This is a genomic window from Thermorhabdus hydrogeniformans, assembly GCF_049310025.1.
GTDB lineage: Bacteria > Bacillota > Thermosediminibacteria > Thermosediminibacterales > Tepidanaerobacteraceae > JBJYKD01.
Genome location: NZ_JBJYKD010000021.1, coordinates 33,802 through 55,953, shown reverse-complemented (window position 1 = coordinate 55,953; position 22,152 = coordinate 33,802). Strand labels below are relative to the sequence as shown.

Annotated in this window: 20 protein-coding genes; 18 read left to right on the top strand and 2 right to left on the bottom strand. The window is 41.5% G+C overall.

From position 1 onward, the window contains the following. Positions 1 to 139: 139 nt before the first annotated feature. Both ACKX14_RS10780 and ACKX14_RS10775 read right to left on the bottom strand, forming a co-directional pair. Positions 140 to 1,528 carry an MFS transporter gene (locus ACKX14_RS10780; protein WP_422447475.1) on the bottom strand — a complete coding sequence of 463 codons (1,389 nt, stop codon included), beginning with the start codon at positions 1,526 to 1,528 and terminating at the stop codon, positions 140 to 142. A 266-nt stretch (positions 1,529 to 1,794) separates the two neighbouring features. Then, complete coding sequence (locus tag ACKX14_RS10775; protein ID WP_422447473.1) at positions 1,795 to 3,561, bottom strand: ASKHA domain-containing protein; 1,767 nt, start codon at positions 3,559 to 3,561, stop codon at positions 1,795 to 1,797. 399 nt (positions 3,562 to 3,960) lie between these two features. On the opposite strand from ACKX14_RS10775, the gene ACKX14_RS10770 reads away from it, so the two are divergent. The 18 genes from ACKX14_RS10770 (at position 3,961) to gcvH (ending at position 22,134) form a co-directional block, all read left to right on the top strand. Continuing rightward, positions 3,961 to 4,128, top strand: a complete 168-nt coding sequence (locus tag ACKX14_RS10770; protein WP_422447472.1) for a GntR family transcriptional regulator — start codon at positions 3,961 to 3,963, stop codon at positions 4,126 to 4,128. Between the two features lie 315 nt (positions 4,129 to 4,443). Then, positions 4,444 to 5,097 carry a cobalamin B12-binding domain-containing protein gene (locus ACKX14_RS10765; RefSeq protein ID WP_422447470.1) on the top strand — a complete coding sequence of 218 codons (654 nt, stop codon included), beginning with the start codon at positions 4,444 to 4,446 and terminating at the stop codon, positions 5,095 to 5,097. 17 nt (positions 5,098 to 5,114) lie between these two features. Continuing rightward, a complete protein-coding gene (locus ACKX14_RS10760; protein ID WP_422447468.1) occupies positions 5,115 to 5,870 on the top strand; it encodes a GntR family transcriptional regulator in 756 nt (251 codons plus the stop codon). Positions 5,871 to 6,491: 621 nt separating this feature from the next. Further along, positions 6,492 to 8,099, top strand: coding sequence for a mannitol dehydrogenase family protein (locus ACKX14_RS10755; protein WP_422447466.1), 1,608 nt, complete (start codon positions 6,492 to 6,494; stop codon positions 8,097 to 8,099). A 209-nt stretch (positions 8,100 to 8,308) separates the two neighbouring features. Next, a complete protein-coding gene (locus tag ACKX14_RS10750) occupies positions 8,309 to 9,346 on the top strand; it encodes a TRAP transporter substrate-binding protein (protein WP_422447464.1) in 1,038 nt (345 codons plus the stop codon). A 104-nt stretch (positions 9,347 to 9,450) separates the two neighbouring features. Then, positions 9,451 to 10,470, top strand: coding sequence for a zinc-binding alcohol dehydrogenase family protein (locus tag ACKX14_RS10745; protein WP_422447462.1), 1,020 nt, complete (start codon positions 9,451 to 9,453; stop codon positions 10,468 to 10,470). Positions 10,471 to 10,512: 42 nt separating this feature from the next. Continuing rightward, a complete protein-coding gene (locus tag ACKX14_RS10740) occupies positions 10,513 to 10,986 on the top strand; it encodes a TRAP transporter small permease (RefSeq protein WP_422447460.1) in 474 nt (157 codons plus the stop codon). Continuing rightward, a complete protein-coding gene (locus ACKX14_RS10735; RefSeq protein ID WP_422447458.1) occupies positions 10,983 to 12,263 on the top strand; it encodes a TRAP transporter large permease in 1,281 nt (426 codons plus the stop codon). Before ACKX14_RS10740 ends, ACKX14_RS10735 begins: the two co-directional genes overlap by 4 nt. Positions 12,264 to 12,269: 6 nt before the next feature. After that, the gene (uxuA, locus tag ACKX14_RS10730; protein ID WP_422447456.1) at positions 12,270 to 13,349 is read left to right on the top strand and encodes a mannonate dehydratase; all 1,080 of its coding nucleotides are present in this window, start codon (positions 12,270 to 12,272) and stop codon (positions 13,347 to 13,349) included. An 86-nt stretch (positions 13,350 to 13,435) separates the two neighbouring features. Further along, a complete protein-coding gene (locus tag ACKX14_RS10725; RefSeq protein WP_422447454.1) occupies positions 13,436 to 14,113 on the top strand; it encodes a GntR family transcriptional regulator in 678 nt (225 codons plus the stop codon). A gap of 349 nt (positions 14,114 to 14,462) precedes the next feature. Beyond that, positions 14,463 to 15,308 carry a methyltetrahydrofolate cobalamin methyltransferase gene (locus tag ACKX14_RS10720; RefSeq protein WP_422447452.1) on the top strand — a complete coding sequence of 282 codons (846 nt, stop codon included), beginning with the start codon at positions 14,463 to 14,465 and terminating at the stop codon, positions 15,306 to 15,308. A gap of 180 nt (positions 15,309 to 15,488) precedes the next feature. Further along, positions 15,489 to 17,171, top strand: a complete 1,683-nt coding sequence (locus tag ACKX14_RS10715; RefSeq protein ID WP_422447450.1) for a formate--tetrahydrofolate ligase — start codon at positions 15,489 to 15,491, stop codon at positions 17,169 to 17,171. A 61-nt stretch (positions 17,172 to 17,232) separates the two neighbouring features. Next, positions 17,233 to 17,865 carry a cyclodeaminase/cyclohydrolase family protein gene (locus tag ACKX14_RS10710; protein ID WP_422447448.1) on the top strand — a complete coding sequence of 211 codons (633 nt, stop codon included), beginning with the start codon at positions 17,233 to 17,235 and terminating at the stop codon, positions 17,863 to 17,865. 33 nt (positions 17,866 to 17,898) lie between these two features. Then, positions 17,899 to 18,753 (top strand): bifunctional 5,10-methylenetetrahydrofolate dehydrogenase/5,10-methenyltetrahydrofolate cyclohydrolase, encoded by an 855-nt coding sequence (locus ACKX14_RS10705; RefSeq protein ID WP_422447446.1) that lies wholly within the window; start codon positions 17,899 to 17,901, stop codon positions 18,751 to 18,753. Between the two features lie 19 nt (positions 18,754 to 18,772). Then, a complete protein-coding gene (locus ACKX14_RS10700) occupies positions 18,773 to 19,441 on the top strand; it encodes a methylenetetrahydrofolate reductase C-terminal domain-containing protein (protein WP_422447444.1) in 669 nt (222 codons plus the stop codon). Beyond that, positions 19,438 to 20,313, top strand: coding sequence for a methylenetetrahydrofolate reductase (locus tag ACKX14_RS10695; protein ID WP_422447442.1), 876 nt, complete (start codon positions 19,438 to 19,440; stop codon positions 20,311 to 20,313). Before ACKX14_RS10700 ends, ACKX14_RS10695 begins: the two co-directional genes overlap by 4 nt. A gap of 33 nt (positions 20,314 to 20,346) precedes the next feature. Beyond that, positions 20,347 to 21,720 (top strand): dihydrolipoyl dehydrogenase, encoded by a 1,374-nt coding sequence (lpdA, locus tag ACKX14_RS10690; protein ID WP_422447440.1) that lies wholly within the window; start codon positions 20,347 to 20,349, stop codon positions 21,718 to 21,720. Positions 21,721 to 21,759: 39 nt separating this feature from the next. After that, positions 21,760 to 22,134, top strand: a complete 375-nt coding sequence (gene gcvH / locus ACKX14_RS10685; RefSeq protein WP_422447438.1) for a glycine cleavage system protein GcvH — start codon at positions 21,760 to 21,762, stop codon at positions 22,132 to 22,134. Positions 22,135 to 22,152 lie beyond the last annotated feature (18 nt).

Genomic DNA, 22,152 nt, shown 5'->3' with positions numbered 1-22,152 from the left:
TCTTAAGCTGGCTTTAGCCTGAATAGCGACTTTCAGTCGCAAATAATTCCCTGCACTCCAGTGCAGGGTGGTTCAATATTTTGGTGCCCGACAGATATATCAAAATATTCGCCCTGCCGTTGAGCATTAAATCAACGGGCTATGCCCCTAATTCGGCTTTCCTCTGATTTATTTCATTTTGTAATTGCACCAAATGTTCTCTTGTTAATTTATAACCTACCGATAATATTACAGCAGATGCCAGAGCAAAAATGCCGGGAATAAATACAAACACATTTATTACTGCCATTTTTAACGCCAGTGAAGCAGTGGCCGGATCAGCTCCGGAAACAAAACCTGCTGCCGATAAAACAAAAGGAATTATAGTGCCTCTTGATATGACTGCGGTTTTAAGGGACAAGGTCATTAAACCCATAACAAACGGAGAAGCATCTTCTCCGGTTTTCCATTGTGCGTAAACCGAAACATCCGAATACAAGCTGACCATTACCGAAGTAAGCAGCCCGAGGAATATTCTCGCTATTAAAACAAAAACAAAGAACGTGATTAAATTCATCGCCACGAATTTACACATTATTAGGGATATGGCCAAACCGAAAAGGCCGAGAATCGAAGCGTTTCTCGATGATAGTTTTTTCGACAGCGAGCCAGCCATATGGGCTCCTATTACCTGAGCAATACCACCGAGTAATAAATAAGTAGGATACAGATCCATATTTTGGGCAACGTAGGTAAAGTAGTACGCAGCTGCAGCTGTCATTACGAAGTTAACCATGTATCTGAGAAAGTCTGATAAGAGGAGCACAATAAGAGGTGGATTTTGAACGAGACTATTTACCATAGCTTTTATGGATACCTTCTGTGATGAAGATGCTGCGGCACTTTGAGTTTGGCCTGTGGGCTCATATCCATCGGTTATTTTGAATACAATCCAGTAACCTATCATCATCACGAAGGCCATAATACCTGCCAGCAATGCGTAACCTAATACCTGATTGTTTGTTACCTGTCCAAGGTATATTGCTAGAGGTGGACCGGTATAGGAAAAGACCACTCCTGCAAGAGCCGTATAAGTAGCGCGCCGGGAGGCAAGCAAAGCACGCTCTTCGGGATTGTTTGCCAGAACCGGAATTAATGCCACATTCGCAACCCATGGGATGTTCCATGCAATGTGACTCAAAATAAAACCAGCACAAACGATAAATGCAGCCACCGATTCGGTCCCGATTTTTGTGAACTGAAAGATATACAGTACCACAACCAACGGTGGCGCGATGAGCATCCAAGAACGGTTTCTCCCCCACTTTAAAGGTTTGGTGCCGCTGATGATAGCACCATAAAACGGAGACAAAACCGCATCGACAATACTGGTAATGGAACCAATAAGCGCAACCATGGGCAGCGAGAACTTCGCCACGTTAGTCAAGAAAAAAACGAATAAATAGAGTTCGACGCTGGTCATCAGAGAGAAACCAAAATCTCCGATACCATATAAATTTTTAATGGCATTGCTTAACGGTTTTTTCATTATTCTATCCCTCCCTTATGCTTTTATAGTATTTGAACAACGGATTGATAATTTAAAATATCCCTCCCTTCTGCCGTGGATTTTAATTCTTTCTTTTCCGGGAAGTTGCTGAACCCCACCCCCTTCAAGACATATTCTTTATGCAAATAAATACGTTGAGTTATGTTTATAAAAAAGCCTTTATTATAAGCAAATAAAAAGCTGTAGCTTTTTTAAAGTGCATTACGAAAACCCTACATCAAGGTATTTTTTTGCTTTCCTATGCATTATAAAAACCCCAATTTGCTAAAAAATATATCTTTAAAATCCGGATGCGAACTTAGTTCGATATAATGTATCTTTTGGGAAAGAATTATCGCCCGCTCATACTCCTTTTCCGAAAGCATGGCTAATTTCGATCCGGCACCCGCTGCGTTTCCAATTCCTCTCATTTTTCCCTCAAGTTCCTGAGGTATCAAACCTACTTTACAAGCACTGGCAGGATTTAAATAGTTTCCAAAAGCACCTGCAAGAAATACTTCATCTATATCCTCAACTTTTGCACCGTAGGTTTTTAAAAGCACTTCTATTCCGGCCGCAATTGCACCTTTTGCTAGCTGAAACTCCCTGACGTCTTTTTGACTTATATATATTGGTTTTCCTGTTGCCGTATTTTGGGCAATCACAAATGACAGAATACCGTTAATGCGGACGATTCTATCCCTGTATTTTTTGCCCGGCTCGCTTTTTATCTCTTCAGGCTTTAAAATTCGACCGTTTTTGTCCAAAATCCCTGTCTTCAAAAGTTCGGCCACCGCGTCAGTAAGTCCGGAACCCGCGATCCCTCGGGGCAAAACTCCGCCGATGACGGTGTATTTATACTCTTCACCCATATATACATGGTCTATAGCACCCGATGCCCCCCTCATCCCGCACGATATTTGTACACCTTCAAAAGCAGGCCCTGCAGCAGTAGAACAGGCCAGCAATCTTCCCTTTGTGCCCAGAACTATTTCTCCATTAGTCCCGATATCTATTAATAGCTTTAACTCATTTGCTTTATCCATTTCAGAAGCAAGGGCCGCCGCTACCGTATCGCCTCCTACAAAGCCCGCCACGTTGGGGAAGGTATAGACTTTCCCTGCAGGGTTTATCTTTATATTAATGTCATCAGCATCGACAATAACCGGATCGGTTATAACCGGCACATACGGAGCCTGGGCTAAATATCCGGGTTGTATTTTTAAAAAAAGATGGAGCATCGTAGTATTTCCGGCAACAGTAATGGCATACACATCTTCCGGTTTATAACCAGTTTTATTTACAGCTTTTTCTATTATATTATTTAATTCATTAACAACTTCTTTATGTAATTTTTCCAGCCCTTCAGCAGATTGAAAAGCATAAATTATGCGGGAAATTACATCTGCGCCGTATTTTGTTTGGGGATTGAGGGATGAAACCCTGGCTATTTCCCGCCCGGTTTTTAAGTCTATAAGATAGCCTACAATGGTGGTAGTTCCAATATCAAAGGCCATGCCTAACAGTTTTTCACTTGTATCTTCGCTTTCAACTGCAATAACTCGGCCGCTGGCAATCACTAAAGTAGCTTTAAAATTGTTTTTTCTTAACTTTTCGGGCAATTCTCTAAGCAGTTTAAGATTCGCATTTACCCCTCTTTTCCCTACCACCCTGTTCCAGTCATCGCGATTATCCTCTAAAGATGGAGGTGGCAAGTCTATGTAAACCTTTTTTACTAATGGGTCTAATATCACCTGCCGTTCTATGCCTTCAGTCAGTATCTCGTGTTTTTGTTCCCTGTTCGGAATTTCTACAACCAAATCCTCATCTATTTTCAGCTGACATGCAAGGCTTTTTACCTCCAGGCCATTGCTTTTGATGATTCTCACAATGCACCTTTTACATACTCCTATTCCGCCGCATGGGAATTCAAATTCAACACCGTTTTCCGTCAAAGCGTTTTTTAAAGATTCATTTTCTTCTGCCAGGATTTCAATGTTCGCCGGAAGAATTATGATTTTATGCTTGTTCATATGAACACCACCGATTTTTTGAAATAACTGAATTGAATGTTTCGTATGCTGTAAAAGTTGCGCTCTTTACATTTAGATTGTTGTATATTTTTAAAATTATTCATATCTTCATTCACTTTCTTTAACTAGTATATACAACTTAATTCAAAAAGTCAATATAAAATATGATTATTTATAATTTTAGTTAAATTTGCCGATTCCTTATAGACTTATAAAACATTGCAAAAGCAATTGGCTATACAGAAGCAAAAGTTTCATTGAAAAGAAGTCAAAATAGTGCTATTATTATGATGATACTTTATAACCCTTTACTTTGCTTTACTTTATTTTATTGTTTAAATATTTTTTTATTACTCTCTGGTTTACTTAGGTAAAAGAACAGGTAAGAGGGAGTTGAATATGGGAATGCCTATTTACCTTAAGATAGCCGAAGATATAAAAGAAAAGATAAATAACGGTGAACTCAAACCGGGAGATGTAATTTACTCAGAGAACGCTTTATGCAAGAAGTATAATGCCGGCCGCATGACCGTGAGAAGGGGTCCTTCTTCTCAAACACAAAGATAAGCGAAAAATTTAAAAACGAAACTGAGAATATTAACGATCTGGGCAAATAACAATACTTTTATTGCTTTTCATTTTTCTCCCTTAGAGTAATAAGAAAATTACCAAAATTTTAAGACATTAATTCAAAAATTTTATATCGGTTTTATAAGAGAAAGCAAAATATACATTCATTGAAAACAAGTTAAAATAATGGTATTATTAAGATAATAGCTGGTAATAGATAAATAATCGAAAAAGCTCCCGATTTTAAAAATTAATCTTGATATGAATAAAATAAAATTCCGCGTTGATTATCTTTTTTGAGGAGGGGGCGCAGTGAGGAATATAATAACATTAGAAGATTTGATAATAAAGGCCGTGGAAGAATTAGACGAGGAAAAGGTTTTGAAATTGGTGGACAGGGCGTTGAATGCGGGGATGGAGCCGTTATATGTTTTGGATTTGATAAAAGAAGGCGTAAAAAGAGTAGGTATATTATATGAAAATCAAAAGTACTTTATAGCGGACTTAATCATGGCCGGCCTTATTTTCAAAGAGGTTCTGGAATTGGAGAAAATAAAAAAGCAGTTTTGCAACAACAATAATAAGAAACTCGGGAAACTGGTTATAGGTACGGTTAAAGGTGATTTGCACGACATCGGAAAAGATATCTTCAAGGGGATGATGGAAGCCAACGGTTTTGAAACAATCGACCTCGGCGTGGATGTGCCGAAAGAGGTGTTCACAAAAAACGTCATCAAATACAAGCCGGACATCGTTGGGCTAAGCGGTGTTCTAACGTCTACCATAGAATCAATGAAAGAAATTGTGGAAGCACTTGTTGATGCCGGTGTGAGAAATGATGTCAAGATTATTCTGGGCGGAAATCATTTAACACCGGACGCCTGTGATTATATAGGTGCGGATTGTTACACGAACGATGCCTCCGTTGGTGTCAAACTATGTAAAAAAATGCTTGGTAAAATATGAAGTGTGGGGAGTTAAATATGGGATTGCCTATATATCTTAAAATTGCGGAAGATATAAAGGAAAAAATAAATAACGGCGAACTTAAACCCGGGGATGCCATCTATTCCGAAAACGCTTTATGTAAGGCGTATAACGCAAGCCGAATGACAGTCAGGAGGGGACTGGCAATCCTTGCCAACCAGGGATATATATATTCCATCCCGGGGAAGGGGAACTTTGTTCAGGAACCGGATTATAGCACATACACATTGTATTATAACGAAATGAAAAATTTTATCAACAGTGTTGACAAAACAAAACTGCTGGAAGTCAATATAATTTTGCCCAACTATAAATTGATAAATAGTTTACAGGTCACAAGAAATAAAAAGATTATTGTCATTCGGAGGCTTTTTTTCACCGAGGGAGAGCCTGTAGCGTACGATGTAAAATATCTGCCTTATTTCAAGGGAATGCCGATTGTCGAAAAGGAAATCCGGTATGCCACGTTTCCCGAAATGGTGGCAAAAAGCACATCTCTTTTTGCGATTAAAAAAGAACTGGTAATTTCCGCCCAGATGCCCGACGAGGAAACAAAAAAGTATCTAAACATATATAATGAGCAGCCGTTAATGGTGGTCGAGCAAAAGCTATATAACAGAGAAGGCAAACCGATCGGGCTGGGTATAACGTATTTTAGAGGGGATTATTGCAAGCTGCATGCGGAATCCTTTTTTTCAGACAGCAAAGCGAGCGAAAAATATAAGAATGAAGCGGCCGAAAAAAGTCAATAATCTGAGCGATAAATAGTTTTTAACGTCACATCTAAATTCCCGGTACCAATACTGCAAGTGTTATGCCGTTTATATCCTGCCGGTGCAGAACTTTTGATAATTTTTGAAGCAATTTCAGCTGTGGAGTTTTAATCCTTACATTTAACAACCCTGTTATAAATTCCAGATCCCCTGAGCATGGAGGTGTTGCCAGCGCCTCTTTTTTTATTTTTTTATATGTATTTTTTTGACGGCAGGGTCAAAATTGACGTTTTTAATTTTACATTTCCCGCAGGTGCCCCTGCCCCCGCAAACCAGGTCCAGAGGAAAACCGGCAAGGGAGCAGGCATGTGCAATTGTTTCGTTTTCGTTTAGGCAGGCCAAACTTCCATTTTCCCCTTTATTATGACATAACGCAAATTAATTTCGGTTTAGGGGGTGATTTTCAAGTATGTACCGATAATTTATATATCAAGAAAAAAGCAATAAATTGCATGTGTATACTTTAATAAAATGAAACCTGAATAAAAATAAACAAAAAAAATAATAAAAAAACTATTGACTAATAACATACTAATATGGTAGTATGTAAGTGAAAATTCAGGCGAGTAAAAAAACAGCCTGAAATACAGGTGATATCGTATGAAACTTAATATTCGTGACCTGAAAAACAAACAGATTTGGCGAGAAAAGGGGTATAAACTGCCTGCTTTTGATGTTGAGGCAGTCAGGGAGAGGACTCTAAAAGAGCCCATATGGCTTCACTTTGGTGCGGGAAATATATTCAGAGCTTTTCCGGCTGTACTGCAGCAAACTCTCCTTGACGAAGGCTTTTGTGATAAAGGGATAATAGTATGCGAGGCCTTTGATGAAGAAATTATTGAAAAAGCGTATGCACCTTTTGATAATTTGAGTTTGCTTGTTACCTTAAAAGCCGATGGAAGCATGGATAAAAAGGTTATAGCCAGCATAGTTCATGCAATTTCCGCAAAATACAATATGGACGAGCTTGAAAGGATATTTACATCTCCTTCGTTACAGATGGTGAGTTTCACCATAACAGAAAAAGGATATTCGCTTACCGATTCAAAAGGAGAATATTATCCGGATGTAATCTGCGATTTTGAGACTCTTTCTGAACAGCCCAAAAGCCTCATGGGAATGATAGCAGCTTTGTGCTACAAAAGATATCTGGCGGGTAAAATGCCTGTTGCATTGGTAAGCTTGGATAACTGCTCCCACAATGGAACAAAGCTTTACAATGCGGTAAAAGCTTTTGCGGACCATTGGCTAAGAAAAGGGTTGGTGGATGAGGGATTTGCGGATTATATCGACAATCCGCGGCTGGTATCATTCCCGTGGAGCATGATTGACAAAATAACTCCGCGCCCCTCGGAACGGGTAAAAGCCGTGCTTGAAGCGGACGGCTTTGAGGGCGCTGACATTATACGCACAGCTAAAAATACGTATATATCTTCATTTGTAAACGCGGAACAGACCGAATATCTGGTAATCGAAGATTCCTTTCCGAACTCGCGGCCGCCTTTGGAAAAAGCGGGCGTTATATTTACCGACAGGGAAACGGTGGACAGGGTAGAAAAGATGAAAGTCTGTACCTGTCTGAATCCCCTTCATACGATTCTGGCGATTTACGGCTGTCTTCTCGGATATAATTCAATATCAGAAGAGATGAAAGATAAACACCTCAAGACATTTATTAAAAAGGCAGGTTTCGAAGAAGGATTGCCGGTGGTGGTCGATCCGGGCATTATCAGACCAGAGGATTTTATAAACGAAGTGATTGAAAGACGATTGCCCAATCCATTTGTGCCTGATACTCCCCAGAGAATCGCCTGTGACACGTCGCAAAAAATTCCCGTGCGATTTGGTGAAACCCTGAAGGCATATATTGCTTCCGGGAAAGATATATCAACACTTACATATATACCGTTGTTCTTTGCAGGCTGGCTCAGGTATCTGCTGGGAGTTGACGATGATGGCAGACCCTTTACACCGAGCCCCGATCCAATGCTGGAAGTGCTGCAGGGGTATCTAAAGGGGATTTCGCTCGGTGATAAAGGCCCATTTACACAGAATCTAAAGCCGATTTTGTCCGATAGTAAAATTTTCGGCATAAACCTGTATGAACATAATCTTGCTTCAAAGGTTGAGGCCATGTTCGAAGAACTTGTGGCAGGCAAGGGTGCCGTAAGGAAAACTCTGGGGAAATATATAAGTATAGAAAACTAAAGAAACAATGATATCAAAGGAATGCGCATTGTCGAAATCTGATATAAAAATATATAAATTAATTGTTAAGGTAAAACTTTAACTTTATAAAAACTATAATAATATTCTAGAAAACTGTATGGACAGAAAGGAGGGAAATGTCGTTTTAATAAGACCATAAAAAAATTAATAGGACCATTTAAAAAATTAAAGTGAAAAGGGGGATAAAGATGAAAAATCGTTTAATTAAATTCTTAATTTTAAGTTTAATTTTTATTTTTGTAATCACTATTTTTACCGGTTGCGGCAGTAATTCGAAAAAAATAAATACAAATGAAGAATCTAATGGAAATACTTCTCAAAAGCCAGAATATGTATTTAAATTAGGTCATGTAGAAAATGAAGATAGTACATGGCATAAAGCTTTTCTTAAATTTGCAGAAGAAGTTAATAAAAAATCAAATGGAAGAATTGAAATAAAAATTTATCCAAACTCTCAACTTGGCAGTGAACGAGAAATGATTGAAGGAGTTCAAGCAGGAACAATGGATATGACAATGTCTGGCGAAACTTTACAAAATTGGGCTCCTAAAGTAGGTGTAATGTCTGCACTTTATGCGATAAGAGACTATGATCAGCTGGATAAAGTTGCTGGAGGAGAAATAGGAAAAGAGATAGAAAAGGAAATTTTAGAAAAAACTCATTTACGTCCTATTGCATGGTTTGCTCGTGGCCCACGTTATTTGACTTCTAATCGACCTATTAAAACACCTGACGATTTAAAGGGTTTGAGGGTAAGAGTTCCTAATGTACCATTATTTGTAAAATCGTGGGAAGCATTAGGGGCAAAACCAGTACCTATGGCTTTATCAGAAGTTTTTACGGCTTTACAGCAAGGAACAGTTGAAGCTCAGGAAAACCCATTAGCTTTAATAAAAAGTAACGGCTTTTATGAAGTTCAAAAATATGTTAATAAAACTGAGCATGTTATAGGTTGGATATATATTCTCATCGGAGAAAAGCAGTTTGAAGCTTTGCCTAATGATTTACAAAAAGTAATATTAGATGCAGCAAAAGATATGCAGCAATATGAAAGACAATTATTTATGGAAAATGAAAAAAATCTTGCCAAAGAATTACAGGATAAAGGGATGGAATTTATCGATGTTGATAAAGAAGCTTTTAAGGCAAAAGTAACAAATACAGTCATTGCTTCATTAACACCAGAGCAAAAAGATCTTTATATGAAAATTATTAATACAAAGTAAAAACAAAATGTAACCTCAGCTTTTTGGAGTGTATTTTGCTAAAAGGACATGGTTTCTGAAAAAAATTACAGAAACCATGTCCCTAAAAAAATGAGGTGTAAAAAATGAAAGCGATAAAAGTTGAAAATCCTAATGTAATACATATTGTAGATATTCCTTTTCCAAAAAATATTGATGAAAATGAAGTTATGATAAAAGTTAAAGCAGCGGGTATTTGTGGTTCAGATCTGCATATAATTCATGGGAGATCGCCGGTAGCTGTTTACCCAAGAATTATTGGTCACGAAGTTGCAGGGGAAGTAGTTAAAGTAGGTGTCAAAGTCGATAGGTTAAAAGAAAAAGATCATGTAGTTGTTGATCCGGTTATTAGCTGTGGAAAGTGTTACGCATGTCTTATGGGTAGACCCAATGTATGTTTCTCTTTACAGGTAAGAGGAGTTCATGTAGATGGCGGATTTTGTGAATATATTGTGGTACCAGAGGACAGTGTACATAAGATTTCAAATGAAATCATTTGGGAAGAGGCTGCATTAGTTGAACCATTTACTGTCGCCGCACAAGTCGTATCGAGAGGCAATATAAGTAAGTTGGATAGTGTATTGATTTTAGGTGCAGGGCCTGCCGGTTTATCTATTTTACAAGTGGTAAAGAATATTGGTTCTAAGTGTTTTGTTGTTGATATAAATGATAGACGTTTGGAATTAGCTAAAAAAATGGGAGCTGATGTTGTTATAAATTCTAAAAATCAAGATTTGTCACATACTGTTTTAAAAGAAACTGATGGGTTAGGTACAAATGTTATAATTGAGGCCGTTGGTTTGCCTCGGTTGTTGGAGGAAAGTATGAAAATTATTTCACCCGCTGGAAGAATTGTAGTTATGGGATTCATAGATGAACCGTCAAAAATTAATGAGTTAGATATAACTAAAAAAGAAATTAGCATTATGGGCTCGAGGCTTCATTCGAAAAAATTTCCTGAAGTAATTGAATGGTTTGATAAAAAGTTAGTAAATCCTAAATCGCTTATATCTCATGTTTTTAATTTTACAGATATTTACAAAGCTCTGGAGCTATTAGAGGGAAAAAATGAACAGGTATGTAAAGTTATATTAAAGTGGGATTAAAAACTATTTTATTAAAATTAATTTTTATAAAGGAGCGATATAATGTTAAAAATAAAGCATTTAATTGATAAATTGCTTGAATTTATTTCGATGGTTAATATGCTGGGTATGATTATTGTTGTATCTATACAAATAATCTGCCGTTATTCTCCATTAAAGGCTCCACAGTGGACGGAAGAAGCCTCAAGATTCCTTTTCATTTTTGCTGTAAGCTTTGCTGGCTCTCTTGCGATACGAGACAATGCATTTGCTAATGTTGATCTTTTTATTACTATGTTCCCTAAAATGAGTAAGATAATAAAAATTGTCTGTTACAGTATTTTAGAGATTTTTATGATAATACTTTTACCACAGTCTATTAGATTGATACAACTCGGTTCTATACAAACTTCACCGTCATTAGGATTGTTGATGTCAATTCCATTTTCAAGCATATTTATTTTTACTGTATTTGCTTGTTTTTATATTTGTATAGAAATTTATGACAGTATTATCAAAAAAGGAGTGCCGAGTTGATGATATTATTATTCGGAGTATTTATATTGACTCTGATGATGGGTTTACCAATTGCATTCTGTTTAGGGATTTCCTCATTGGCATATCTATTATTTTCTGGTATACCATTGGAAGTTATACCTCAGAAAATGTACAGTGGGATGGATTCTTTCGTTCTTCTTTGCATTCCCGGCTTCATTTTAGCTGGTAATTTGATGAATCAAGGAGGTATTTCTAAGAGAATAATTGATTTTTGTAATGCTTTGATAGGTCATATCAGAGGTGGTCTTGCCCTTGCTGCAGTTGTTGCATCCATGATATTTGCAGGAATATCAGGGACAGCAGCAGCTGACGCTGCAAGTATTGGAGCGATTATGATACCTTCTATGATTAAAGCAGGATATAAAGATGACTTTGCCTGTGCTCTTACGTCTTCTGCATCTACTGTTGGGCCGATAATACCTCCCAGTGTCCCGATGGTAATTGTGGGCACATTGACTGGTCTTTCAGTTGGTAAATTACTTGTGGCAAGTGCTATACCTGGTATTATATTGGGAATAGCATTGATGATTACATCTTATATAATTTCGATAAAAAAGAATTATCCAAAAGGGGAGAGGAGCTCTTTTAGAGAAATAATAAAAAATTTTTTCAGTGCTTTTTGGGCTATAATAATGCCAATAATTATTTTAGGTGGAATCGTTGGAGGATTTTCTACTCCGACAGAGGCATCTATTATTGCAGCAATATATGCATTTATAGTAGGTACTTTCATTTATAAAGAACTTAATATAAAAAATATAAAAAAAGTATTATTGGAATCTACAATTAATTCAGCTTCTATAATTTTTTTAGTAGGCTTTGCTAATGTCTTTGCGTGGATTATGGCAAGTGAACAAATACCTCAGCTTATTGCTAACTTTTTGCTTAGTATTTCTTCTAATAGATATATAATATTACTTATTATAAATATTTTACTTTTAATAGTGGGAATGTTTATGGAAACCATAGCTGCGCTGATAATATTATTCCCAGTATTGTTAAAAGTAGTTGTACCTTTGGGTGTAGATCCAATACATTTGGCAGTAATAGTGGTATTAAATTTAGTTATAGGTCTTAATACTCCTCCAGTTGGAGTCTGTATGTTTATAACTACAAGTATAGCTAAGATATCTGTTACTAAATTTACAAAAGCCGTAATACCTTTCCTTCTGGTTTCTATAGCTATATTGATGTTAGTTACGTATATCCCTCAAACTACTTTGTTTCTTCCTAATCTATTATTTAATGGACGGTGATCTTAATTGAAGATGGTTTTTAGATGGTTTGGAAAAGGATACGACAAAATCCCCTTGGAATATATCCGGCAGATACCGGGTGTATCAGGTGTTGTGACAAGCCTTATGGATATACCGGTAGGGGAGGTCTGGCCTTTAGAAAGAGTAAAGGCACTAAAAGAAGAAGTCGAGAGTTGCGGTCTTGAGGTTGAAGTAATAGAGAGTGTAAATATCCATGAAGATATAAAGCTGGGAGAGAAAACAAGGGATAAATATATAGAGGCTTATATTGATACAATCAAGAACCTGTCGCAGATAGGTATAAAGGTAATATGCTATAATTTCATGCCCGTGCTGGACTGGGCCAGGAGCGATCTGGCCAGGCCGTTGAGTGACGGTTCCTATACCATGGCATATAATCATGCGCATATTTTAAAAATTGACCCAAAACACCTTGCCGATCAATTTGATGAGCAGTCAAACGGATTTGAACTGCCGGGTTGGGAACCGGAGAGGCTCAAGGAGATGTCGGCTACAATTGAGAAATATAAAAGCATAAGTGAGGAACAATACTGGAAGAATATCAAATATTTTCTTGACAGTGTAATACCTTACGCTGAAAAATATGATGTTAAGCTGGCGATACATCCGGATGATCCACCATGGCCCATATTCGGCCTGCCCAGAGTCATTACGAACAGGGATAATATACGAAAATTCCTGGACCTCAATAAAAGCCCGTATAACGGCATAACTCTCTGTACAGGGTCGTTGGGATCAAATATCAACAATGATATACCTGCCATTGTGAGGGAATTTGCAGGTGAAGGAAGGGTACATTTTGCCCATCTCAGAAATATAAAATTTGAGTCTGAAAGGGATTTTTATGAATGCGCCCACTTGTCCCAATGCGGCTCGCTTGACATGTTTGAGATAGTCAAAGCCTTCTATGACAGCAAATTTACGGGATATATCCGACCCGACCACGGCCGCATGATATGGGGAGAAACAGGCAGACCCGGCTACGGACTTTACGACAGAGCCCTTGGTGCAACATATCTGCAGGGCTTATGGGAAGCAATTGACAAAATGAGCCGTAAAAGTTAGAAAAAAACCATTTTTTGAATATATTGACATTTATTGACTTTGTGCATATAATCTTAATCGAGGTTAGAAGAAAGTGGGTATAAATCATGCTTGAACCGCTTGAAAGACGTAGAAACGAAACCGCCAGGGAATATGTAATAAGGGTATTGCAGCATAATATTATAAATTTAAATCTTAAGCCCGGGCAGCTTGTAAGTGAAAAAGAAATAGCCGAAATACTCGGCGTCAGCCGCACCCCTGTAAGGGAGGCATTTATAGAGCTTTCCAGATCATCGATGGTCGAGATATATCCCCAGAAGGGGACATATATTTCGCTGATAGATATGGAAATGGTGGAAGAATCCCGTTTTATGCGGTGTGTACTTGAAAAAGCGATTGTAAAGCTTGCCTGTAAAATGATTTCTGAGCCTTTTCTGGTAGCCTTGGAGGAAAATCTGCAATTACAGGATTCCTGTGTAAGTCGCAGTGATTACAAGCGCCTGCTGGCCCTCGATAACAGTTTCCATGAGCTTCTATTCAAAGCCTGTAAAAAGGAAGCGACCTTTAATCTCATTCAAAGTATGATGTCGCATTTTAACAGGGTGCGTATCCTCAACCTCGCAGAAATGGATATGCAAAGGACTGTTAACGACCATAAAGAAATACTGCAGGCAATAAGAGACAAAGATGAAGAGGCGGCGGCGGCTTTAATGGAAAAACACCTTACCAGGGTAATTTTCGATCAGACCTATTTAAAAGAAATACATCCTGAATATTTCAAATGAATTTATCCCGAGCCTCCTATTTCGAGATAAACAAATTATTGAAAATTACAGAGGATTATAGAGAACGGTTCACAATTGTGTTGTAACATCACACAACCGTGAACCGTTCATTTTTTTATCACAATGATTTAAAAGTAAAATTATCTACGAAATAGCCAAATTATAATGATAATTTTTGCATTGACAAATATTTAAAAATATGATAACCTTATAAAAAAGGATATACATGTATATACTAGCAACTAAAAGTCTTCTTAAAAACATTCGCATTAAAAAATGATTTTAGGCATAAATATTACTAGTCCCAAAAAAGTGTATTTTAAAAATACATAAAAAGGGGAATGTAAAAATGATTATCATTGGAGAGAAAATCAACGGCACCATCCCGAGTGTTAAAAAGGCCATAGAGGAGAGGGATGAGGATTTTATCCGCAACCTGGCGGTAAAGCAGGCGGAAGCGGGGGCCGACTATATTGATGTGTGCGCTGGGACTGCACCGGATGTTGAGGTCGAAACTCTAAAATGGCTGATGGACATAGTCCAGGATGCAGTAGATAAACCTTTATGCATTGACAGCCCCAATCCAAGGACAATTGAGCAGGTGTTCAAATACGCGCGGCGGCCGGGAATAATAAACTCCGTATCGGAAGAAGGAGATAAATGCGAAGTTATCTATCCTCTCATCCGGGGGACTCAGTGGCAGGTTATAGGTCTGACCTGCGATAACAGGGGAATTCCTATGGATGTGCAAACCAGAATAGATATTGCCAGGTTGCTGGTGGAGAAAGCCCAAAAATATGACATTAAACCCGAGCGGATTCATATAGACCCTCTGGTCATAGCACTTGCTACCGACAACCAGTCGATGCGAAAGTTTTTTGAAACGTTGATCACCATTAAGCAATTGTATCCAGACATTAAGGTTACTTCGGGCCTCAGCAATATCTCTTTTGGAATGCCTTTGAGAAAAGTAATCAACCAGACCTTCCTTACGATTGCTGTTTTTGCCGGAATGGATTCTGCCATCATGGACCCGTGCAACAGGGAGATGATGACAACGCTTCTGGCCGCGGAAGCAATAGCGGGTCGCGACAGATTTTGCAGAAAATTTTCAAATGCCTACCGAAAGGGTTTGATCGGTCCCGCCAAAGATCGACCTCCTGTCAGCGTTGAAAATGAAGCACATACGGCATAAGAAAAAAGCTGATATCTCCCGGGATTCTGATAAAGATGAAAAAGATGAAAGGCCTCATGGATTGAGAGGAGATTTGACATGAAACAAAAAAGAGCAGAGATTTATGAACAACCTCAATCAGTGTGATATTAAATCAGTGATATTATAAAAAATTAAAGATATGATTAAGGAGGGACTGCAATGGGGTTTAAATCGGACATTGAAATTGCTCAATCGGTAAAACTTCAAGATATAAGGGAGATTGCCGCAAAGCTGGGCCTTTCCGACGAAGATATTGAGTTGTACGGCAAATATAAAGCCAAAGTCGACTACAATTTGCTGAAAAGGAGCGGGGGTAAAAAGGCGAAACTTATTTTGACAACCGCCATAAACCCCACTCCCGCCGGCGAGGGGAAAACCACCACGACTATCGGGGTTGCGGACGCCCTATCCCGGTTGGGAAAAAAGGCCATGGTAGCCCTGCGGGAACCTTCTCTCGGACCGGTTTTTGGCGTCAAAGGCGGCGCCGCGGGGGGAGGTTACGCCCAGGTGGTCCCCATGGAGGACATTAACCTACATTTTACGGGCGATATTCATGCCATAACCGCCGCCAACAACCTGCTGGCGGCCATGATCGACAATCACATTTACCAGGGAAATGAGTTAAATATAGACCCCAGGAGGATTGTGTGGAGAAGAGCCCTGGATATCAACGACAGACAGCTGAGGTTCGTCGTCGACGGCCTTGGCGGGAAAGCCAATGGTGTGCCCCGGGAAGACGGATTTGATATTACCGTTGCTTCGGAAATAATGGCGGTTTTTTGCCTGGCCTCCGATATTAAGGATTTGAAAGAAAGACTGTCGAAAATAGTTGTGGCGTACAATCGGGACGGAATGCCCGTGACCGCCGGAGACTTAAAGGCTCACGGGGCCATGGCCGCATTGTTAAAAGACGCACTAAAACCGAATCTGGTGCAGACTCTGGAAGGAACACCCGCTTTCGTGCACGGAGGCCCCTTTGCCAACATCGCCCACGGGTGCAATTCTGTCATTGCCACCAAAATGGCCATGCTTTTGGCCGATTATGTGGTCACGGAGGCCGGATTCGGCGCCGACCTTGGGGCGGAAAAATTCATCGACATAAAGTGCAGGCTGGCGGGAATAAAACCCGATGCGGTAATCATTGTTGCCAGCATAAGGGCCCTTAAATACAACGGCGGTGTGCCTAAACCGGACCTTGCCAGGGAGAATCTGGAAGCCCTTGAAAAGGGGCTGCCAAACCTGCTCAAACATGTGGAAAACATCACCAGGGTTTTCAATCTGCCGGCTGTTGTGGCCATCAATAAATTCCCGCAGGATACGGAAGCCGAACTGGAACTGGTTAAAAACAGGTGTAAAGAGCTGGGCGTAAATGCCGTGCTTTCCGAAGTCTGGGCCAGAGGTGGCCAGGGCGGAGAAAATCTGGCGCGCGAACTGCTCCGATTGATTGAAGATAATAAACATGAGAATAAAATGACTTTTGCATATGAACTCGATATGCCCATCAAAGAAAAGATAAGGGCCATCGCCCAAAAAATATACGGTGCAAGAGACGTCATTTTTACCGATAAGGCCTTAAGGGAAATTGAAAATATGGAGAAATTCGGGTTCGGGAAAATGCCGGTATGCATGGCAAAGACCCAGTATTCCCTCACTGACGACCCCAAAAAGCTCGGCAGGCCCACCAATTTCGATATTACCGTAAGAGACATTACCGTATCGGCTGGGGCGGGATTCCTGGTGGCCCTGACGGGGGAAATAATGAAAATGCCCGGCCTTCCAAAGGTTCCGGCCGCCGAAAAAATCGACGTGGACGAAAAAGGCGTGATTTCCGGTTTGTTCTGATAACACAGCGGCCTTAAAAATAAAAATAATATAGAATAGAAAGAAAGACGGGGATGTTTGAATGAAATTTGCGGATAAATCGTGCAGCGAATTCATCGCGGAACTGGCTTCCAAGAAACCGGTGCCCGGAGGAGGAGGCGCCGCCGCTCTGGTCGGCGCAGCGGGTACGGCTTTGGGCAGCATGGTGTGCAACCTCACGGTGGGAAAGAAAAAGTACGCGCAGTACGAAAAAGATTTACAGGACTTATTGACAAGGGCCACAAAAATCATGAATGATCTACTTCGTATGATAGATGAGGATGCGGAAAACTTCCTTCCGCTTTCAAAAGCTTACGGTATGCCGGACGGTACCGAAGAAGAGAAAAGATTGAAACGGGAAATCCTGGAGAAAACCCTGAAGCAGGCCTGCCGGGTCCCCGTGGAAATTGTGAAAGCCTGTTATGAGGCGATACGGTTGCACGCAGAACTGGTGGATAAGTGTTCCAGACTGGCGGTAAGCGATGTGGGCGTCGGGGTTCAGTGTTTAAGGGCGGCCTTGCTTGGCGGTATGCTGAATGTCACGATAAATATTAATTCCATTCAGGATCGAAAATTCGTGGAAGAGGTCAGAAATCAGACGGAGGCCCTGGTGCAATCGGGTGTGAAACTGGCCGATGAGGTGTACCGGAAAGTTGAATCAATTTTAAACAAATGAAAGAAAAGATATGTAAGAGAAGGAGAGATGAAATTGGGCGTTTTGATAAAAGGTAAACCGGTGGCGGATGCCCTGAAAGAAAGATTAAAAGCAGAGGTGGAGGATTTAAAGGATAAAGGGATTTACCCTAAGCTTGCAATAATCAGGGCTGGGCAGAGGCCTGACGACCTGGCCTATGAGCGCGGAGCCCTGAAAACCATGGAAAATGTAGGTATACAGACGCAGGTTGTGGCACTGCCGGAAGACATTTCCCGGGAAAGTTTTGTCAGGGTGCTGCAGGATGCAAACTACGACGGCGCCACTCACGGGATATTGGTTCTTAGGCCGCTGCCGCCGCAACTGGACCCGGATGCCCTCAAATATGTGATTGCGCCCGAAAAAGACGTAGATTGTTTCAGCCCCGCCAATGTGGCAAAGGTTATGGAAGGAGATGAAACGGGATTTGCCCCCTGCACTCCTTGCGCCGTGATGGAAATGTTGAAGTATTACAATGTGGAATTAAAGGGCAAAAACGTGGTGGTTATCGGCAGATCCATGGTTGTGGGGAAACCGGTTGCCATGCTCTTATTAAAAGAACATGCCACCGTCACCATTTGTCATTCGAGGACCAGAGATCTGCCGGGGGTGTCGTCAAAAGCTGATGTGCTGGTAGTCTGTGTGGGAAGGGCAAAAATGATAACATCTGAATACGTGAAGGATGGTGCCGTGGTCATCGATGTCGGCATCAATGTCGACCAACAGGGGCAGTTGTGCGGAGATGTGGATACGGAGGATTGTATGGATAAAGCTTCCATGATTACCCCCGTCCCCGGTGGGGTAGGTTCGGTCACAACCTCGATTTTAGCGGAGCACGTGGTCAAGGCATGTAAAATGCAAAATAGTTTGTGACGGAGGGGGGCCGCAAGATTTGATTATTTCCAGGAACAAGCCTTTTGATGAAATACTCAAATATATAGAAGGCTGTGAAAAAATCGTGTTGACCGGCTGCGGTGAATGCGCTACGGCGTGCCAATCTGGGGGCGAGGAACAGTTAAGAGAAATAAAGAAAAGCCTGGAAAACAGCGGCAAGAATGTGGTGGCTTTAATAGTGCCCCAGACCAGCTGCAATCTTCTCCTGGTTAAGAAGGATTTAAGACAGATAAAAAAAGAACTCGATGAAGCTTGTGCAATTATTTCTTTTGCATGCGGAGACGGCGTCCAGACTGTGGCGAAGCTGGTCAAAATTCCGGTCTATCCCGGCAACGACACCCTGTTCATTGGGGAAGTGGAAAGGGTGGGGAAGTATACCGAGGCATGCCGGACGTGCGGAGAATGCGTTCTCGGCTCGACCGGCGGTATCTGTCCCGTGACCCGGTGTGCCAAGTCTCTGCTCAACGGTCCCTGCGGCGGAGCCAAAAACGGCAAGTGTGAAGTCAATCCGGAAAACGACTGTGCATGGATCTTAATATATAACAAGTTGAAAGAATTGGGACAATCTTATAAATTGAGCGAAATTGCGGAGCCTAAGGATTTTTCAAAAGCCGCATATCCGAGACGCTATAACCTGCGCGAAAAAGACGGGGGTGAAGGGGCATGAGTCTGCTGCAAAAAGCCCTTGAAAATGGCGAGTTTGCCGTGACGTCGGAACTGGCGCCCCCGAAAGGAACCGACTTTTCCCACGCCTTACATTGTGCGGAATTGGTACGGGGCAGGGTGTGCGCCATAAATGTAACGGATTTTCAATCATCGTCATTAAAGGCCACATCTCTTGCCATGTGCAAGGCTTTGCTGGACGGTGGCCTGGAACCGGTCCTGCAGATAACGGGCAGGGACAGAAACAGAATTGCCATCCAGGGTGAAATGCTTTCCGCAGCGTTTTTCGGCGTAGAAAACCTGCTGGCCCTTACCGGAGATCATCCCACCGTGGGCGACAATCCCGGTGCAAAGCCGGTATATGACCTTGACAGCGTCGGGATTTTGCAGGCCGCATCAAAGCTCATGACCGGCTTTGATATGGGAGGCAATAAACTGGATCGGGCTCCATCCTTTTTCCTGGGTGCCACCGTCACTCCCGAATACGATCCCATTGAGCTGCAGATTATGAAGATGGAGAAAAAAATAAAGGCCGGGGCGAGATTTTTTCAGACTCAGGCGGTATTTTGCATCGAGACCGTGGAAAAATTTAAGAAGCTGACGGAGCATTTCAACGTCCCCGTCATGGCCGGCATCATTCCCTTAAGGTCTGCAGGAATGGCCAGATATATGAATAATAATATTCCCGGCATAAATATACCCGATAATATAATCGAACGTTTAAAGTCAAGCCGGAATCCCGTAAAAGAAGGCATCAGGATAGCGGGCGAATTTATTGCCGAACTGAAGGAAAAGCGCCTGTGCAGCGGAGTGCACATAATGGCGATCGGTGCGGAAGAAAATGTACCGCTTGTTTTGGACGAGGCGGGTCTATAGTAAAAAATTCTCTTAAAAACCGGAGGTGAGCCGATGAGAATCGTAGTAATAGGTGCGGGGCCCGGCGGATACGAAGCGGCTATTAAAGCGGCCAGACTCGGTGCGCGGGTGACCCTCATCGAAAAAGACAAATTGGGCGGGACCTGCCTGAACCGGGGCTGCATTCCCACAAAGGCACTGCTCAAGTCTTCCGAATTATTAAGCGAGATAAAGGACGGAGCAAAATTCGGCGTACACATCGAAGGTGAAGCCGAGGCGAGCTTTAAAGATATTATCGAGAGAAAAAATAAACTGGTTTCCCAGTTGGCAAAAGGGATAGAGTTTTTGCTCACCAAAAACGGCGTCCGGATCATAAAAGGCACGGGAAGGCTTATTGACAGGCGCAGGGTCGAAGTCATGGGGGATGGATTTGCGGAAACCCTGGAAGCGGACAGAATAATACTGGCAACCGGCTCGATTCCTGCTTGCCCCCGGCTTTTCAGTTACGATGGAAAAAATGTAATAACCAGCGATGAAGTATTATCTTTGGAAGAAGCCCCCGGCTCAGTCATTATTGCCGGCGGCGGTGTAATAGGATGTGAAATAGGGCAATTCTTGAGACGGATGGGTTCGGATGTTACAATAGTAGAAATGATGCCCCACATACTTCCGCAGGAAGATGATGATGTGGCAAAACAGCTTGAAAGGCAGTTTAAAAAGGAAAAAATCAGGTTTATCACGGGCCAAGGAATCACTTCGGTCAGGGTAGACGGCGGTAAGGTGATTGCAAGCCTGCAGGACGGCAATGAGCTGAATGCGGACGTTTTGATGGTTTCTATAGGAAGAAAGCCTTTTACTCAAGGGCTGGGATTGGAAAATGCAGGCATACATACGGACGAAAGAGGCATGATTCCTGTCAACAGAAAAATGGAAACCTGTGTTGAGGGGATATATGCCATCGGTGACCTGGTGGCCACTCCGGCGCTGGCGCATGTGGCTTCAAAGGAGGGGTTGATTGCCGCTGAAAATGCGGTGGGAGGCAACAGGGAAATTTCGTATCACGCCGTTCCCAGATGCGTATACACCGACCCGGAGATTGCGTCGGTTGGAATAAATGAAGCGGAGGCCGGTGAAAAAGGTATTCCCTATAAGATCGGGACTTTTGAATTCCGCGGCCTGGGGAAGGCCCTGGTTATGGATAAAATTCAGGGATTTGTAAAAGTCCTTACCGATGAAAACGACAGGTTAATCGGGGCATCAATAGTGGGTCCCGGCGCCACGGAGCTCCTGGCGGAGCTTACCCTTGCCGTGCACCTGGGGCTTTCGGCGGAGCAGGTAGGTGATGTCATACATCCCCACCCAACATTGTGTGAAGCCCTGATGGAGGCTTTGCACGACATTCACGGCCAGAGCATACACAAGATTTGAAAAATATAAAAGGCTGTATGCAAGAAGGAGGGCTACTTAATGAAATATCCCGGCAATTTGAAATACAATAGAGAACATCTCTGGGTAAAAATTGAAGGAGATACGGTTTATGTAGGGATTACAGATTACGCGCAAAATGAGTTGGGAGAGATTCTTTACGTGGATCTTCCGGAAGTGGGTAAAAAATATAACAAAGGTGAGCAGTTCAGCGAAGTGGAGTCGGCGAAGGTGAATTCGACGCTCTGCATGCCCTTTACGGGAACGGTAAAGGAAGTTAACGAAAAATTGGAAGACGAACCGGAACTTATAAACCAGGAGCCCTATGAAGCATGGATAGCCGGATTTATATTGCACGATTCCGCCGAACTGTGCGATTTGATCAGCGCTTCCGAATATGAAGCCGGGCTGAAATAAAACGTTAGGGATGAAAGA